Raw genomic sequence first — 16,411 nt, 5'->3', positions numbered from 1 at the left:
TTCCTCTAAAGGTATGATGGCGTGAAAACGAAAAACTATTTCTTTCCGTTTAGTGCTTTGATGGTATTCACCTCATTTTGGCTAAAAGGCGTTTTATCTTGCCTGTAAATATCATGGAACCACAATTCTGGTTCTTCCCCTCCTGCCATTGGGGTATCCCAAGCGTAAATGGTATTGGTTTTACCCGAAACAAAACCCCAATTAATGGCGCCAACTTGTTCTGCTTTTAACATCGGTAAAACGGTTTGAAATAGGCTCCCATTTCTCCTCGCCATGTATTCCGTACAAACAAGGGGTCTTTTGTATGCTTTCAGCTCCGCAATTTTTGCTTCATGGCGATCTACGTATCCATAATGGTGATAAGTGATAATGTCTGAATTTTCCAGTTGAAATTTGTTTAGGTTATCGAAGTTATTTCCATAATTCCACACTCCTGATGTTAAGGGTTGACTCGGATTTACTTCTTTAGCCCAAGCAAAAACCTGTTTTAAAAGATTTAAGCTCTTATCTACATAACCGCTATTGCCTGGCTCGTTGTACAAATCCCACATTACGATTCTTTTATCATCTTTATGTGCGGTCATAATGTCCTTTACATAACTTTCCAGCATTTTCAAACTGTCTGGATTGTTTCGGATATCTGTACCCGGATCGCGAACCCAGCCGCTGTTATGGGTTCCAGTTTTAGGTTGTGGTTGTTTACCTGCGGCATATTTGTCGTTCCAGCAATCGTCAAAAAAAACGAAGATGGTTTTTACATTGTGTTTAGCAGAAATATCAAGATAATTATTTAATCTTTTTTTGAATCCATCTTTATCTGATGTCCAGGCCACATGATGAAGAAACACTCGCATGGTATTAAAACCAAGTTCCTGCGCCCAGCCGAGTTCTTTATCAATTTGTGAAGGATCAAATGTTGCAGCTTGAAACATTTCCAACTGATTGATGGCTGTTGCGGGTTGATAATTACAGCCTGTCATCCAGGGTTGCTTTTTGTACCAAGCATTCGCCTGATCGGTTGTCCATCTGCTTTGCGCATAGGAAGTGCTTATGCTGAAGCACGTAAACAAAATAAATAGGTATCTCATAATTATTATCTAATGTGCTAATTTAACTAAAACGTTTTAATACAATGCGCTATTTTTTTAAAGTTTATTTTAACATCGTTGTTTTAGATGGGAAATAATCAGCATGGAGTTTCAACTATCATCGTTGTCACCTGCGGATTAGCAATAATCTGTAAGAAAAGACCTTATTTCATTAATGAAAAATATGCTATCCCGAACTCACCACAATTATATTCTTGCGAAAAAATATTGAGCAAGTTCGGATGCAAAATGAATTATAGTGCATACTTTTTTTTACATCAAAACCGCAATGATTAGGGGATTAGCTTGGCTTCACGGAGCTGATCAAAAAGAGCATAGAAAGTGTCCTCAGTATCTTGAAATAGGTTGAATCCCATTTTTCTACTTTTGTTCATGCTTGTCATCACTTCAATTGGTCTTCCTAAATCCAGGTCGGTATGCCAGGGCGTGCTCAGTCTGCTAAGGGCTTTTTCCTGCAAATTGTATTTTTGGGCAATTTCTTCCCAAACGCTGGCATCATTTTGCATTTCTAGCTCAAGTGGTTGGATTTTGGAATCAAAACCAATTGCCTGTACGCCGAAATAATCAGCAATGCGATACCAAAGCCGGCTCCATCTGAAAACATCTCCATTTACAACGTTATAGGCTTGATTGCGTGCCAAATCCGTAGTAGATGCCCAGATTAAATGTTCTGCCAGCACTTTCGAGTCCGTAACATCAGATAAACCGTTCCATTGAGCAGACGACCCTGGCCAGATGAATGGCCTATTCGTTTCTTTGCATATGGATGCATATACCGCTAACGTTGTACCCATATTCATGGCATTGCCAACAGCCTTACCAATAACTGTATGCGGCCTGTGTATGCTCCAGGTAAAGCCATCGCGTGCTGCAGCTGCATAAACTTCATCTTCCTGAGCATAGTAAAAATTCTCTAGATCAAGTCTTGGGTGCTCTTCTCTCAAAGGTGTTTCTGGCAGAAACCCTTCTTTGGCATAGGCTTCAAAGGGACCCAAATAATGTTTTAATCCTGTTACCAGAGCAACATGCTGTACTGATTGTTTCGGCGAAAGGGCTTGTAAGATGTTGCGAACCATTAATCCGTTAACCCTAATATTTTCTGCCTCGGTATCGTTCCGCATCCATGTGGTGATGAAAACATGGGTGGGCTTTAGGTTGGTGAGGGCGGCATGTAATGTCTCTATATCCAGTAAATCGGCTGCCAAAGGCTTCAAGCCAGCTAAATTATCGGTCGGATTGCGCGAAAGTCCATACGTTTCCCACCCTTTTTTGATGAGTGTTTCGGCAAGATTGCTACCTGCGATGCCACTTGCGCCAATTACCAATGCTATATTTTTCATAGGATCTTTAACTTATTTGCCGTTCAATTCGGCCTGGGCAAATTTAGCCTTTGGGCTGCACCAAAAACTTGATTTGGATCAAGGAATGTATTTTTTAGTGTGATTATACTTCAACTTGCCACTCGTGCTATCCTCCTTTAAAACCTTATATTTGAAGCCAAAGCATTCCATCATGATCGATGTACTATTTAGCCACATAGCGCAAAAAGTTTCCCTAACCGAACAGGATAAGGATTTGGTGCAAGGTTTTTTTACTGAGCAGAGATTAACAAAAAGGCAATATTTATTAAGAGCGGGTGAGGTTTGCAATCACTTGGCTTTTGTTGCAAGCGGATTGCTCCGCACCTACAATATCGACGAAAAAGGCGATGAACACATGAGTTTGTTTGGCTTTGAGGGTTGGTGGCTTTCAGACTTCAGCAGTTTTCTTTCCGGTTCACCTGCTTTTTTCAATATTGATGCTATTGAGGATTCGGAGCTGATGCTCCTCTCCAAACACAATTACGAAAAACTTACTTTAACTGTTCCTATAATGGATCGCTATTTTCGAATCCTCTATCAAAACAGTTTGGTTACGAAAGAACGCAGACTTATGAGTTCGATCACACATACGGCTGAGGAAAAATATCTCCAACTATTAGAGTCGAGTCCCGAAATAAACAAGCGAATTCCGCAGCATTTAATCGCATCCTATCTCGGCATTGCACCAGAAACATTAAGTAGAATCAGAAAAAACTTGCTGTTTAGGAAGGATTAAATTTTGGCTATTTCCTTCAAATAACTTGGCTTATTTGGAATTGGGTTTGTAGTGATTATATCTGCGAAATTGTTCATCTATCTTTTGTGGCGTTAGCTGATGCAAAAAATCAATAAGCTTAGGTAGATAGACCTCAAAATTGGGGTATTTCTTTCTATTTTGCTCGTATTCATTAACTTTTTCTTCCAACATCGGAATCAGTACGCACTTATAATCTCCAATGTGAAGCGCCCTTAATCGATTGGCTTCTTTAGCATTCCCCATTGAAACGGCAATACGAATTTCTCCTACCCTAACCAAGTGTTCGGTTACACAGGTGTTCCAATCTCGGATGCCTCGTGAAGCCAAGGTATCTCGAAGTGTTGGCGTAAATAATGCTGAATCGGCCTTAAGTTTTTTAGCGTAAGTCTCCAGCGGTGGATTTACAAATGAATGGGAAATTTCGTGTACTGTTAAAAACTGGGTAACCGATTGATTATCAAAACCATATTCTTTATAGCCTTTTAAGCTTTTTTGGGGCTTCAACATTTTGCTCGTACTTACAATCATAGCAGGAATCTGCCCTTTTGGCGACCATATTGCTGGTCCATAGCCTCTATAGCTGTCTTCTCCTGGCGTTATGGGCATTGCCGATGATATGTATAATTCATAGGCTGGAAAGCGCTTTCCATACCATTTCTCAATTGCGGGATAGGTTGTGTTGCTGATGTCTTTTGAAATTTCTTTTAGCGCACCCTCATAAAAGCTACGGTTATCGGCGATAAATTTCGAAACAGCGGCCTTAACGTAAAATCTTCTTAAACTGTCTGTAAGCTCTGGCAACAGAGTTCCTAACTTGCCTGCTGGTTGTTTTCTTCCAGACCTGCTACTGTTTGTGAAGCGAAATCCTTTATCTGGGAAATCTTTTTGATTGAGCAAGTAGTCTAAGATTGGTCCATTATCACCAAGCGTATCTCTCACCTGTTTTAAAATTTCGGCTATCCTTATGATGATTGGATCATTTTTGAAAGGCTTGAAATGTTCGAAAGCGAAATGCACAATGGGTTGATGTGTATAATCTACCCCTTTGATATCAAATACATAGTTGTCAATGGTTTCTACTGCTAATTTCTCGGCAAAAAAATAGGTTTCGATATTGGTACTCACGCCTATCGTTGCTTTATTGGTTAGCTGCACTTTATACTGTGCATTCGCTGAAAAACTATAAATAAAAATGATGAATAGAAAATAAACTTTGTTCATGGTAAATAGGTTTGATGAATTTAATTTTAAGTAAAGACGCAATCAGGAAAAAAATGGCTGCATGCCGAAATAGATTTTTTCATCTTTTTAGGATTGATTCTGATTTTAAATCGCGAATTACCAAAATGAAATTGGAGTTCTCAACGCAGAGATGGAGATATTGAATGCACAGAAAACAAAAAAATCAGCTCTTTTCAGAACTGCTTTCAAAACTTGGGATCGGTGTTAATGCGTAATTAGAATTATTTTGCGAACGAATTGGAATAGATGGTTTTTCGAAAATTTTAGAATAACAACAACCGCTCATCGTATGCACATTGTTATTCCACCCCCCAAATCATAAAAAGCTACTCATGAATTAATGGCATTTCTCATCAAACGTCTAATAGGTTATTGTAGGTTTCGGCAAACATAGTTAAGATCGCTGCTTCTTTAGCCTTTAGATTTACTGCAGCTCTATTGAGGAGAAGATAACCGCTAAGCGATTGATAGTCTACGTGCTCAAAAGTTAATGAGCCAATTTTCTCTTTGACCAATTCTTTATAAATTCTATAACGCTGTGTGTTCTGATGACCTTCGACACGTTGTGAAGCCTTGTCCACAGTTCTGGAACCAATAAATCCAAAAGATGCCTGGGGATGATTGGCCAATAGAATTGGGACCACACTTAAACAGCTAACCAGGATATTCGGCACATCACCTCTATTAGTAATGTTAGAATACTTTAGATCACTGTGTTTATGTGGTTGTGCATAGAATTTAATTGCAAACACATCTTCTTGATGATAATCTGCACGAAGAATATAATTATAACCGGTTAATGGTGAATAGAATTTATAGATATATGTAAATTGATGTGCCGAGGCATCTCTACTGGGTTCTTTTTGAATGAATTTTAATGGATACCCAGGTACATTGAACCTCAAGGAATCAGGTATTTTTTGTCTGATTGACCTTTTCCTGAATATTTAACACCACTGGAAGGTTTTACTGGACAGTTGCCCTCAGATAACTTCAAGACCCAAGTTCCTTGTACAGAATCGCGAGAAAAGCTAACACTTCTCGCTTCTTTAAGCGGAGCCCATTTTAGCCTTACACCCTTTGGGGTCTGTTTGTGATTTACTGCCATTTTAATGTTAACATACAAATATAAATGTATTTATCGATCATCACAAAAACCTTTCCAATTTTTTCGCATGATAAGCACTTACAAGTTAGGTCCTATTATGTACCATCCTGGCATCATCAACAAATTTAAAGGTGATATTAGGATACCCTTCCCAAAAATTGACATTAGATTTTAGTAACTAATTTACCACTATTTCTCTTATCTGGCATAACAAAAATATTCTAATCATTTTTTATCATCTGCTAATCCTTCTTAGAGTTCTTTATATTTATAAATCAATCAAATAGTTAAACCTATAGCAATGCCTGTCAGCAACAAAATAAAAAACAAAAAAGAATTCTTATAAAAATTCCGATAGACAGGTAAGGGTGGTCAATGAAATGAAAATTGTATCCGTGTTTGGTTAACAACAAAAAAAGCAGCTCTTTTCAGAACTGCTTTAAAACTTCGGGGTGGAGCTCCTTGCTTCTGTCGACGGATTTTATGTACGATTTAGCTCGTCTAGCAAACCTAAAGGGGAAAATGATGGAGATCGATCCGCAACTTACCAATGAAAAATTAGTCGGTTAGCGTATTTTAGTCGCATGCGCATATTTCCAATCAATTTTATACCTAGTAGAGAAGTTTTGAAAGTTCTCTACTAGGTATCTTTTAATTAAATTTTACTCTACTAGTCAATTGCATTGTGTCACGTAACAATATTTGGTAAAACAATAAAACTTTGAAGTGCTTAATCAATTATTGTGAATAATATTTATTCTATAAATATTATCAAAGCATTTCAAATATTATTAATTCGAACAATATTTTCATAGATTAGTCGAACACTATTAATATTATTTCAAATTTGCAAACCAAATTACACATCTTAAAGGCTTATCATGGCGATTGTCTCTTAATCAGAACTTTTAACCTCGACGAACAGCCCTTTACCATACTCATTGATGGTGGGCCTAGTACTACCTTTAATTTTGCGCTTCGAAATGCACTCAAAGATGATTGTGTAATCGACCTAATGATACTAACGCACATCGATTCTGATCATATTGGAGGGTTAATTAGCTTTGCTGAAAACTCCCGCTTCGCTGAGATGGACATCAAAAAGATATGGGTTAATTGTGCCAATCTTGTACCCATAGGCCCTAATGGAGAACTAATCACCTATGGGCAAGGAGTAGTATTAGAAAAATGGCTGATTGATCGTAATGTACCTAAGCATATATTTAGTGAACGGGTGACTACAAATATGAGGAATGAATGTAGTAATGGCATTTGCTTTGAAATACTTTCACCAACACCTGCGATTTTAAATGCAGTAACGGAGAATTGGCCAGAGCTTTCTCAAGAATACAAAGATAAAATGGCGGCTTTACCCATTACAAATGATGCTCCATCGCAAATAAAGAAAGGCACGATGACGGACCTTGCGAAAATAGCGTTCCGAGCGTCAAGTTCAGTTTCTAGCGACCTTTTCAATGCAATGTCTATCGCATTCGTGCTCCGTACTCCTGATCTCAGCATATTACTACTCGCAGATTCTCGCCCAGAAGTTATCAAAGAAAGCCTTGTTGCACTCGGCTATAATGAAACCCACAATCGCCTGAAAGTTGACTATGTAAAGGTATCACATCATGGCAGCAAGAATAATACTTCAATCGAAGTATTAGATATGGTAGAGTCTTATAATTTTATTTTTTCAACCAATGGTGGCAGTGGCCGATCAAAACATCCAGACAGGGAAACTATTGCCCGATTACTATATCATCCCAAGCGAGACCTAAACAAGCGAATTAAATTATATTTTAATTATCCTTTGTCAGAAATCACAGCGACGAGCGGTTTATTATTTACCGCCGAAGAACTGAAAATGGCGAATGCCGAATATTTTGATGATATTTGTTTAGTACCCTAAAGATGCCTCACAATTTACTACATAAATCCTGCGTTAGGACTAAAATCCTGTTTGACGGTGAGCTGGTAAACCAGGGCAGTGGTGTGATTGTTTGTCACGAAGGTAAACACTTTCTATTGACTGCCGAGCATTGTATCAACGGAGAAAATGGCGAATATTCCGACCTGGACTGTGAGCAAATCATCGCCGAATATCAACATGACTATACTTCGGAATTTTTACCCATTAAAATACTAAGTAAAGTTCAATATGATAAATGTGGTGACTGGGCATTGCTAGAGATCGAAAAGCCCAATATCGACTGCGATTATATGACGATATTTTGCGGAGATGACTTCTTATCACACGAACCAGTTCATTTCAGGGGTTATCAAGGGGTCAACAGTAATGAGCCACGTACATGGGAAGCAACGGTCATTGATATTTCGCCCAACGAGTTTAAGATTTCGCTGAAAGGCAAAAGTTTTGAGCAATTTGGCGAAGCTGGAGCAAAGAAGGCGAAAGGCTTATCGGGCAGCGGCGTTTATATTATCCGTGCCGACAAGGTCTATCTACTTGGCCATCTGAAGCAGGTTATAGGTGAAATTGCACTTAATGATGATATTAAATGCTGTAAGCTCAAAAACCTCCAATCCTGTTTAGCCAAAGAATTGGTCGATTTAAGTGATATAAGCCAAATCTCATTATGGGAAAAAGCATCCGAGAAAAAAATTACAGACGAAGATGTTCAAATTTGGATCAGCCAGCACGATGAACACTTCAACAATCTTATAAGAAAAAGTAGAATACTGTCTTCGAACGAAGCTAAAGCAGACTCAAATGCACACAATCGGATTATAAATTTTCTAAATCAAGATTATAAAAACACACAAATTAGTGACCGAAGCACATTAATAACAGACTACGAAGCGACCGCAGAAACTTTCGAAGAATCAGTTAAAGAAGCTTATACTAGAACTGTTGCCGACTCTGGTGCAGCAAAAGATCTTTTACTCAAATTAGAGGCTGACTTTGCAACACATATCAAGGATTTAGTGGGCGACAAAAGCAACAAAATCACGCTGGAACTTGCGCGTCATAAGGTTACTTGGTGGTTAATGAATTGTTCATTTAACTTTACAGAATGACATGATCGACGTTAAATTGGATATTAAAGCTATACCTGTTCCACTCAGGTACCAGCCGATCTATAAGATCGTAATGCTGTTGGCCGTGTTGCGTTTCGGATGTTCCAAGCCTTACGCAGCTACTTTCTTAAAGCTCCACTTATTTATGTGGGCATTACGATCGATTGAGAATCAGAAAATTCTTACTGATATCAAAAACAAAACGCGCCATTCTATTGTGCCCTGGGTATTTGAGCCTGCTTTAGACCAAGTAATCACATTGTCTGTGATCAATGGTTTTTGTAGCCGTACAGTTCGGGGCGCCGATCTACAAATTGAAATAAAAGAAAAGGGGCAAGATTTTTTGACTAAACTCGAAGCATTAGGGCTCTTTGCCGATGATATTAGCAGGGTTAAAGAAATCGGAATTGTACCGCAAAACGTGATAGCAGCGGTAAATAAAAAATGGGAGTTATATTGAGATGATCAAATTAAGAAGATTACGACTGGTTATACTGCCTGGAGGCTCAACCGATAATACGGAAAAGTACGGATTTGACATACCCTTTTACTCAGGATTGAATATAATTGCCGGACAAAACTCAAGAGGAAAATCCACTATAGGCTCAAGCATTTACTACGCCCTGGGCATGGAAGAGTTGTTGGAACTTGGTGCTATGAACGAAAAAGCACTTGGTAAGGCACTGAAAACAGAATTTGAGACAAGTGATCCCAAAACGGGTGATATTATTACACATCGAGTATCGAGGTCGCGTATATTATTGGAAATCGAAAACGATCGCGGTGAGATAACAACAATCGCTCGAATGATCAATTCAGGGGAGTTTGATAAACATGGAGACTTAAGGACCAAAAAAGCTAGTGTCTTCAAATCATCTATTGCAGACCTTTCAAATGAAACAAATGTCCGGGTGCTTTTTATCCGAAACCATAATAATAATACAGATGAATATGGTTTTTACCATTGGTTGGCCGAATTCATCGGACTCGATCTTCCAGAGGTAATCAACAGTAAAGGGCGGAGTCCTCTTTACCTGCAATCTATATTTTCAGCATTATTTATCGAGCAAACCAAAGGTTGGTCAGAATTTTTTGCTACGATGCCTTTTTACGGAATCAATCGTGCAAAGGAAAAAGTAGTAGAGTTTTTATTAAATCTAAAAGAACTGGCCATCTCGACCGAAAGAGACGACATTGAACGGGAAGAAACACGATTGATAAAAAAGTGGGACCACACTGTTACACATCTTGATGGCCTAGCAGCTGAGTGGAACGGACACATTCGTGAACTTCCGGAAAGCATAACCCCTGATCAAGATAGTCTGAAAATCGTTGCCTTGATGGTGAGAGATGAGGAAGATCAACAGGAAAAAACTCTCAAATCCCTCAGCGAAAAGCAACAAAATAAGTTGGACGCACTGATGCAATTACCGGTAAAGAAGGTTGGTGAAAACAAGGAACACATCCGAGAAAGATTAGAAGTGTTATACGGACAGCAAATCGAATTCATGAAGAATTATGAAGAATTTGACACGAATCTCAACCTCCAGAAATCACAGTATGAGAATATATCTAAGCATCTAGGCAATGTCAGTAAAGAACTGATTGCTCAAAAGGGCATTAAAAATGTGATTGAAGAATCGAGGTTAATAACCGATGTGTTTGATCAATGCCCCACGTGCCATCAAACCGTTTCAGACGACCTGATGAAAGCAGAAGGCGTAACTATTGAAAAATATACTTTGGATCAAAACATTTCCTACCTCAGCGGACAGCAAGGGATGATGAAAAGTTCAATAAGCAGTTTACGAACCATTATCGAAGAAAAGGAGCTCATGCGTAAATACTATCTAAATAAACAGCGCAAATTAGAAGAAGAAATAAAAGTAATCTTGCGTGAACTTATTGAAGATGATCGAGATTACTCAGATTTAGATAGCTTAAACCGTGTCCGCCTAGAGAAGGAAGTTAATGATTTGCGATATGCGGAGATGCGTTTCAATCGTTATTTATTAAATTTAGGTGAGGTAGCAGCTGAATATCAACTTTTACTGATCAAGAAAGGTAAATTGGAAAACAGCGTAGCTGAAGATCGAAAAATCCTAATTAATTTCGAAAGCATTTTTAAAACCCAGTACCTTTTTCCCATGGGTTATGACAGCAACCAAGCCTACAACATCTTCATTCAGCTGAATGAGCCTTTTAAGTACTTTCCAGTTTTCAAATTTAATTCAGAAAGTGACTTACCACAATCGATAAAAACAAATTCTTCAGCTTCTGATTTTGTTCGGACGATGTGGGCGTATTCGCTGACCCTACTTGTAGCTGGCAAAAACCATCCCGGTTTATTGTTGCTAGATGAACCTGGACAACATTCGATACGGAGTCAAAATTTGCAGACTTTATTTGAAAAAGCTGCGGCGATTAAGGATCGGCAGGTTATCATTTTAACATCTGTGCAAAAAGTACTGATTACTGAGAATGACAAACCTGTAGACAAACTTGACCTAGATGCTTTATTATCGAAATTAAAAGTGAATGAAGATTATCATATATTTCGGTTACCAGATAATGGTAAAAGTATTGTGAGACTATCTTAAATCCAACCGGGCAGTAAGCACCATTTTGGTTATACTAAACATGTTGTAAAAGGTGCTTCATGAATGTCGTAGTGAGATCCAAAATAACATTTATCTCTTTGGGATTAATTTTATCATTATGTTTGACATGCTCGTTTTGATATTTAGAATACTGGTCAATCAACGTCCAAAGCATATTCGCAATTTGAGGTGAGATATTTTTAACCTTAAAAAATTCGCCAATTGAAGCTCTCTGATTTTCTAGCGATTTGCTATTGTTCAAGACACCTTTTAACAGCAATTCAAGGCTCAATCGGAGATCATCCAATGCATTTCGCTCATAAATGCCCTTTGTTATTTTATCCAGTCCCGAATTATATTGTTTATCAGCATCAGGGAAATCTTTCAATAAACTTTGGGTTTCTGCTACAAGTTCGGCGCTAGCAGCTATTGCAGTATTTTGTTTAACCCCCCCATACATTGCATATAGCTTGCCTTTTAACTCTGTAACCTCGGCAACTTCATTATAAATATCACAAAGCTCTTCCAATATTTCAAATTGCTGTTCAGGAGTAAAATGAACCAAGTTCTCATAAAAACCAGTTCTTTTGTTTGCTAAGCCTGTAGAAGGGAAAGTCAAGCTTGTATGAGGAATGTCGACATTATAGTCAACACTTTTTGCATTAAAATATTTGACTAATTTGCCCCAAGATAACGTGGAGTTGGTTGAAGCCAAAATATCAGAAGCGTATTGTAGAAAAGATGCCTTAATCATTTAATTTATAATTCAATAAGGCAAGTTATGAAAAGTTAACCACTAAAAATAAAATGTGATTCCAATACCTAATCAGACACTTTACAAACACTTGTGCCCCGCAAGGGGCCGCCCGAGATTTCGGTGACCACTCACAGAGTAAAAAAATTGCCGAAAGCTTAGTTTAAAGCGCTTGTGCCCAGTTTCACAAAATTCGTACAGAGATTGAATGCGGTCTGTGTCCTTGCCAATCCTGTACCCGACAAAATGGATTTGAACTTGCTTTCCTCGTCCCTGTAACTGCGCACGTTCTGAAAATAACCAGTAATAGCATTGTAAGCACCGAAAACCGTTCCCTTCGTCGTGGCTTCCTGTTGCGTTGGGCTGGTATGCGCATATTCCAATACGTTTTCAATTATGTTGCTGAAATGACTGGATAAATTTTCATCCTGCCCCATGCGTAATTTTTCCAGTACATCACGGTTTGGCACCATTGCCATCTGTACCAGTCTTTTTAGTTCGGGGTCGGAAATCCGCACCCTAGACCAGCGGTTATAAATCATTTCCATTTCTTCGGCTAAACGACTGGAAATGCCCAGCATTTGGTGTGCCTGTTTCAATTTGTCTGATGCGCTGGCGGTGTGGCGTATTTTAATACAGTTCGTATTATTTTTCAAAGCGGCATTTAGCGTGTTGCAGCACACCACACGCACAGGCGTAAAAGCAATGGTAATGCTGCCCGTACCATCATGCGAAGAAGTCAGCATTAAATACTGTTCAATCAGATCATCACGCCTCACACGGATATATTCGGGCAGTTTGGCGGTTACAAACACGATTTGACCATCATACAAACAGCCAGCTGTTTCATACTTTATATCTGTGGCATTTCCTAAAATGTCGTCAAAAAGCCGAAAACCTCGGTATTCTGTACCACCTGGTAATCAATCCCCACCTTATCGCCCAAAACCTGCTCGGTGTCGGTGCGAAAGGTAAAAAGGCTGTTTTCTGAAATCATGTTTACACCGCTGGACAGTTGGTGTACGTTCGAGCGTTTGGCAACTTCAAAATCTAGTCCTGCATATTGGATGGCTTCGCTACTGGTCGGATAATCGGTGATGATCTGACCCAAGCCGTGCCACGCTTTGTGTTTGACCGACATAAAACTGTGTTTGCCTGTCTGCTCGTTATAATTAAGATTGCGTGCCATTGTCTTTAGTTTTTAAAGTTGGTAATTCGGATTTTAATAACTCTGTTTCCAGGACTTCCACAGTTGGCCTACTGCTGACGCTAATTTGCGTTTGGTCTTCTAATTCCCTGACGGCTTCGATTAGCGGCAGGTCGGTCTTGGCTTCTACGCGAACCGTTAGATACATATGATGTGTCATTGTGTTTATCGCTATACTGGTTTTCAAATTCTGCTAATTGGCTATAATAGGCATCGGGGTTGTTTTCCTTGAAATCTTCCGCATATCCTCGTTGGTACAGCTGGTCTAAAAAATCTATAAATGCGCTTTCCATTACTTTAAACTTTAGTGAATAAATAGCCTCCCGAAATCCTCGGGAGGCATAAAAATTTAAAGGTTCAATGAAATTTGCGCTTCCACCTCTGACAGTTTACCCCACAAAGTGCCTTGATACTCATTGCCACCTCGTTAATGATAAAAGGGTTTTTAGTGCTGAACGTATTACCGTTATCATCAGTAATTTTCAACTCGCAACGCTGGAAATGGTTCAGATTGGTTTCCTCCGCATCGTCCAATTGCTTTACCTCGAAGCCGTCCAAATCCTCGCTGGCGCACGCGTGTCGTGTGCGCGTTTGTAAAATTGACCAATAACTTCTATACCACAAAATGTTCAAGACATTACCTTTGTTACAGAAATCCAAATTAAGAATTTACAAATGGCAGGCTTAGCATATTGATTGCTAAATAGGTTAATGTAAATAAAAACCATTTAAAACGAAAAAAGCAGCTCTTTTCAGAACTGCTTTAAAACTTCGGGGTGGCTGATGGGGCTCGAACCCACGACCCTCGGCACCACAAACCAATACTCTAACCAACTGAGCTACAACCACCGTGTTTTTTGGTATCGCAAAAGTACAACTTTTAATAATTCTTACAAATATTTTTGTACTCCTAAATAAAAAAAACCATTAAAACTCTATTATTCAATTATTTGAATTTAATCCAGAACATTAAAAAAACATAAAATACCTAGTTTTGGAGCTAAAAACTTAGATTTGCTACGTTTATGATTGAGATTTATACAGACGGAGCAGCTAGCGGCAACCCAGGTCCAGGTGGTTATGGAACCATTTTGAGAGCAGGCCAACACTACAAAGAGTTGAGTGGTGGCTTTAGAATGACCACCAATAACCGTATGGAATTACTTGCCGTTATAAAAGGCTTAGAGGCACTGAAAAGCTTAAATCAGCAAGTTACCGTTTATTCAGATTCTAAATATGTGGTAGATGCAGTCGAAAAAAAGTGGGTGTTTGGCTGGGTAAGCAAAAATTTCAAAGATAAAAAGAATAAAGATTTGTGGCTGCGCTTTCTTGAATTGTACAAATTGCACAAAGTGAAATTCGTCTGGATTAAGGGTCACAACGATCACCCCGAAAACGAACGTTGCGACCGCCTTGCCGTTGCGGCATCACAAAATAAAGCCGAATTGGCTATCGATACGTTTTTCGAAGTGGAAAGAAACAAAGCCACGCTGTTGTAACTTCCTTTACTTCAAATTCAATGGACGAAAATTCGTTTATTGAGGCGGAATACTTTAATCAATCCCGCCAATGATGCCTAAATCTTCCAGAGTAGCTTCCGCCTTATCGCTCAGCGCGTTTAATTTTGGGGTGTAAAGGCGCATCATTTCTTCTGCTTTTTCTACCATTAATTTTGATCCGATAAAAACAGGTACTCTTTGGTGCAATTCTGTAGGTACAATATCCAATACACGATCGAAACCTGTACTTGCCTTTCCTCCTGCTTGCTCAATGATAAATGCCATTGGATTGCACTCGTAAAGTAGCCTCAATTTTCCGTTAGGAGAACGAGAGGTGGTCGGATAAATGTAAATTCCACCCTTAATTAAATTGCGGTGAATATCTCCAACCATCGAACCGATGTATCTGGATGTGTAGGGCCTTTTTGTAGCAGCATCTTCTACCTGGCAATATTTGATGTATTTTTTCACACCATCAGGAAAATGCACATAGTTTCCTTCATTTACCGAATAGATATATCCAGTTTCAGGAATGCGCATTTGCGGATGTGACAAACAAAATTCGCCGATGGATGGATCTAGCGTAAAGCCATTTACACCCACGCCAGTTGTGTAAACCAACATGGTTGAAGATCCGTAGATGATGTATCCGGCGGCAACTTGTTGGGTACCCTTTTGTAAAACGTCTTCAAGCGTGGCTCTACCATCAACCGATTTGCGTCGATAAATTGAAAAAATGGTACCTACAGCAACATTCACATCCGTATTGGATGAGCCGTCTAAGGGATCGATGCAGACGATGTATTTGGCATTTTGAGAGACTGGCGATTCGATGTGAATGATCTCATCTTCTTCTTCCGTAGCTACGATACAACACTCGCCCCCACTAGTTAAGGCAGCAATAAATTGTTCATTAGCATAAACATCTAACTTCTTTTGCTCCTCACCCTGAATGTTTGTGGTGCCCATATCGCCCAATATATCAACTAAACCTGCCTTGTTAACCTCTCGATTTACAATTTTAGCGGCTATCCCCATATCTCTGAGCAACCTAGAAAGTTCGCCTTTTGCGTAGGGAAAATCTGCCTGTTTTTCGATGATAAATTGTCCTAGTGTTTTAACGCCACAAACCATACTTAGTGTATTTTTTACATTATCTACCTGATAACTCTATAACCTCTAAGGTATGAATATTTTCTTCAGAAATGCAAAACCGAACCAAAGTTCTAACTTTATGCCAGCCATGTTTTCCTGCTGCACCGGGGTTTATATGCAAACATTTTATCTTTTCATCAAACATAACCTTCAAAATATGTGAATGACCTGTGATGAATAATTTAGGCGGGTTAGTGTACAATTCTTCTTTTACCGATTTGACATATTTACCCGGATAACCACCTATATGCGTCATAAAGACGTTTATTTCTTCGCAGCTAAATCGATTTTGCTCCGGAAACTCCGATCTGATCTCCCCGTCATCAATATTCCCAAACACCCCACGTAATGGTTTAAAATCGGCCAGTGGCTTGGCTACATTCGGGCCGAAATCTCCGGCGTGCCAAATTTCATTGCAGCTTTCAAAATGCTTAAATACCGCATCATCCAAAAAACCGTGGGTATCAGAAATTAAACCAATTTTTTTCATTGAAGTGAAGTATTTTTAAAAGATTTTAAGATATTTTAACAAATATACTGATACGGAGTTTAGCAAAAGCTGCATTATAGCCTTTCAATT

At 38.9% G+C, this 16,411-nt stretch carries 15 protein-coding genes, 1 tRNA gene and 1 pseudogene; 6 read left to right on the top strand and 11 right to left on the bottom strand.

The window, feature by feature from the left end; all coding sequences use genetic code 11:
* Positions 1 to 35: 35 nt before the first annotated feature.
* Both DHW03_RS02360 and DHW03_RS02355 read right to left on the bottom strand, forming a co-directional pair.
* On the bottom strand, positions 36 to 1,088 hold the full coding sequence (locus tag DHW03_RS02360) for a glycoside hydrolase family 2 TIM barrel-domain containing protein (protein WP_109924139.1): 1,053 nt from the start codon (positions 1,086 to 1,088) through the stop codon (positions 36 to 38).
* 293 nt (positions 1,089 to 1,381) lie between these two features.
* Positions 1,382 to 2,449 carry an SDR family oxidoreductase gene (locus tag DHW03_RS02355; RefSeq protein WP_109924138.1) on the bottom strand — a complete coding sequence of 356 codons (1,068 nt, stop codon included), beginning with the start codon at positions 2,447 to 2,449 and terminating at the stop codon, positions 1,382 to 1,384.
* 151 nt (positions 2,450 to 2,600) lie between these two features.
* Here DHW03_RS02355 and DHW03_RS02350 point away from each other — a divergent pair, with 151 nt between their 5' ends.
* Positions 2,601 to 3,206: a Crp/Fnr family transcriptional regulator gene (locus tag DHW03_RS02350; RefSeq protein WP_240618442.1), complete on the top strand. Its 606-nt coding sequence runs from the start codon at positions 2,601 to 2,603 to the stop codon at positions 3,204 to 3,206.
* 30 nt (positions 3,207 to 3,236) lie between these two features.
* Here DHW03_RS02350 and DHW03_RS02345 read toward each other — a convergent pair whose 3' ends face one another.
* The 3 genes from DHW03_RS02345 to DHW03_RS02335 all read right to left on the bottom strand — a co-directional run bounded on the left by DHW03_RS02345 (position 3,237) and on the right by DHW03_RS02335 (position 5,577).
* The gene (locus DHW03_RS02345; protein WP_109924136.1) at positions 3,237 to 4,448 is read right to left on the bottom strand and encodes a DUF4932 domain-containing protein; all 1,212 of its coding nucleotides are present in this window, start codon (positions 4,446 to 4,448) and stop codon (positions 3,237 to 3,239) included.
* A 374-nt stretch (positions 4,449 to 4,822) separates the two neighbouring features.
* Positions 4,823 to 5,374, bottom strand: coding sequence for a hypothetical protein (locus DHW03_RS02340; protein ID WP_109924135.1), 552 nt, complete (start codon positions 5,372 to 5,374; stop codon positions 4,823 to 4,825).
* Complete coding sequence (locus tag DHW03_RS02335; RefSeq protein WP_109924134.1) at positions 5,371 to 5,577, bottom strand: hypothetical protein; 207 nt, start codon at positions 5,575 to 5,577, stop codon at positions 5,371 to 5,373. Before DHW03_RS02335 ends, DHW03_RS02340 begins: the two co-directional genes overlap by 4 nt.
* An 847-nt stretch (positions 5,578 to 6,424) precedes the next feature.
* Here DHW03_RS02335 and DHW03_RS02330 point away from each other — a divergent pair.
* The 4 genes from DHW03_RS02330 to DHW03_RS02315 are packed head-to-tail and all read left to right on the top strand — an operon-like array spanning position 6,425 to position 11,216.
* Positions 6,425 to 7,489, top strand: coding sequence for a ComEC/Rec2 family competence protein (locus DHW03_RS02330; RefSeq protein WP_165825346.1), 1,065 nt, complete (start codon positions 6,425 to 6,427; stop codon positions 7,487 to 7,489).
* 2 nt (positions 7,490 to 7,491) lie between these two features.
* The gene (locus DHW03_RS02325) at positions 7,492 to 8,616 is read left to right on the top strand and encodes a hypothetical protein (protein ID WP_109924132.1); all 1,125 of its coding nucleotides are present in this window, start codon (positions 7,492 to 7,494) and stop codon (positions 8,614 to 8,616) included.
* Position 8,617: 1 nt separating this feature from the next.
* Entirely contained in the window at positions 8,618 to 9,076 is a 459-nt protein-coding gene (locus tag DHW03_RS02320) for a hypothetical protein (RefSeq protein WP_109924131.1), read from the top strand.
* A gap of 1 nt (position 9,077) precedes the next feature.
* The gene (locus DHW03_RS02315) at positions 9,078 to 11,216 is read left to right on the top strand and encodes a hypothetical protein (protein ID WP_109924130.1); all 2,139 of its coding nucleotides are present in this window, start codon (positions 9,078 to 9,080) and stop codon (positions 11,214 to 11,216) included.
* Between the two features lie 34 nt (positions 11,217 to 11,250).
* On the opposite strand, the gene DHW03_RS02310 is transcribed toward DHW03_RS02315, so the two are convergent.
* From DHW03_RS02310 to DHW03_RS02290, 4 genes and pseudogenes are all read right to left on the bottom strand, one after another.
* On the bottom strand, positions 11,251 to 11,970 hold the full coding sequence (locus DHW03_RS02310) for a hypothetical protein (RefSeq protein WP_109924129.1): 720 nt from the start codon (positions 11,968 to 11,970) through the stop codon (positions 11,251 to 11,253).
* A 158-nt stretch (positions 11,971 to 12,128) separates the two neighbouring features.
* Positions 12,129 to 13,159 (bottom strand): annotated as a pseudogene (locus DHW03_RS02305) (DUF932 domain-containing protein).
* A gap of 80 nt (positions 13,160 to 13,239) precedes the next feature.
* Positions 13,240 to 13,470 (bottom strand): hypothetical protein, encoded by a 231-nt coding sequence (locus tag DHW03_RS02300; protein WP_109924128.1) that lies wholly within the window; start codon positions 13,468 to 13,470, stop codon positions 13,240 to 13,242.
* A gap of 482 nt (positions 13,471 to 13,952) precedes the next feature.
* A tRNA-His gene (locus DHW03_RS02290) sits at positions 13,953 to 14,026 on the bottom strand.
* Between the two features lie 176 nt (positions 14,027 to 14,202).
* Here DHW03_RS02290 and rnhA point away from each other — a divergent pair.
* Positions 14,203 to 14,676 (top strand): ribonuclease HI, encoded by a 474-nt coding sequence (gene rnhA, locus DHW03_RS02285; RefSeq protein WP_109924126.1) that lies wholly within the window; start codon positions 14,203 to 14,205, stop codon positions 14,674 to 14,676.
* 54 nt (positions 14,677 to 14,730) lie between these two features.
* Here rnhA and fbp read toward each other — a convergent pair whose 3' ends face one another.
* Both fbp and DHW03_RS02275 read right to left on the bottom strand, forming a co-directional pair.
* Complete coding sequence (fbp, locus tag DHW03_RS02280; protein ID WP_109924125.1) at positions 14,731 to 15,810, bottom strand: class 1 fructose-bisphosphatase; 1,080 nt, start codon at positions 15,808 to 15,810, stop codon at positions 14,731 to 14,733.
* Positions 15,811 to 15,829: 19 nt separating this feature from the next.
* Positions 15,830 to 16,321: a metallophosphoesterase family protein gene (locus DHW03_RS02275; RefSeq protein ID WP_109924124.1), complete on the bottom strand. Its 492-nt coding sequence runs from the start codon at positions 16,319 to 16,321 to the stop codon at positions 15,830 to 15,832.
* Positions 16,322 to 16,411 lie beyond the last annotated feature (90 nt).

This window comes from Pedobacter yonginensis, from assembly GCF_003173595.1.
Classification (GTDB): Bacteria; Bacteroidota; Bacteroidia; order Sphingobacteriales; family Sphingobacteriaceae; genus Pedobacter; species Pedobacter yonginense.
Note: the sequence above shows the minus strand (reverse complement) of the source record. Positions and strands in the feature narration are given on the sequence as shown.

What these genes read in the sequence shown, in the direction of transcription:
- DHW03_RS02310 (WP_109924129.1), bottom strand. Translation starts at nt 11,970, where the DNA reads ATGATTAAGGCATCTTTTCTACAATACGCTTCTGATATTTTGGCTTCA.
- DHW03_RS02325 (WP_109924132.1), top strand. Translation starts at nt 7,492, where the DNA reads ATGCCTCACAATTTACTACATAAATCCTGCGTTAGGACTAAAATCCTG.
- DHW03_RS02355 (WP_109924138.1), bottom strand. Translation starts at nt 2,449, where the DNA reads ATGAAAAATATAGCATTGGTAATTGGCGCAAGTGGCATCGCAGGTAGC.
- DHW03_RS02335 (WP_109924134.1), bottom strand. Translation starts at nt 5,577, where the DNA reads ATGGCAGTAAATCACAAACAGACCCCAAAGGGTGTAAGGCTAAAATGG.
- DHW03_RS02275 (WP_109924124.1), bottom strand. Translation starts at nt 16,321, where the DNA reads ATGAAAAAAATTGGTTTAATTTCTGATACCCACGGTTTTTTGGATGAT.
- DHW03_RS02315 (WP_109924130.1), top strand. Translation starts at nt 9,078, where the DNA reads ATGATCAAATTAAGAAGATTACGACTGGTTATACTGCCTGGAGGCTCA.
- DHW03_RS02320 (WP_109924131.1), top strand. Translation starts at nt 8,618, where the DNA reads ATGATCGACGTTAAATTGGATATTAAAGCTATACCTGTTCCACTCAGG.
- DHW03_RS02345 (WP_109924136.1), bottom strand. Translation starts at nt 4,448, where the DNA reads ATGAACAAAGTTTATTTTCTATTCATCATTTTTATTTATAGTTTTTCA.
- fbp (WP_109924125.1), bottom strand. Translation starts at nt 15,810, where the DNA reads ATGGTTTGTGGCGTTAAAACACTAGGACAATTTATCATCGAAAAACAG.
- DHW03_RS02300 (WP_109924128.1), bottom strand. Translation starts at nt 13,470, where the DNA reads ATGGAAAGCGCATTTATAGATTTTTTAGACCAGCTGTACCAACGAGGA.
- DHW03_RS02360 (WP_109924139.1), bottom strand. Translation starts at nt 1,088, where the DNA reads ATGAGATACCTATTTATTTTGTTTACGTGCTTCAGCATAAGCACTTCC.
- rnhA (WP_109924126.1), top strand. Translation starts at nt 14,203, where the DNA reads ATGATTGAGATTTATACAGACGGAGCAGCTAGCGGCAACCCAGGTCCA.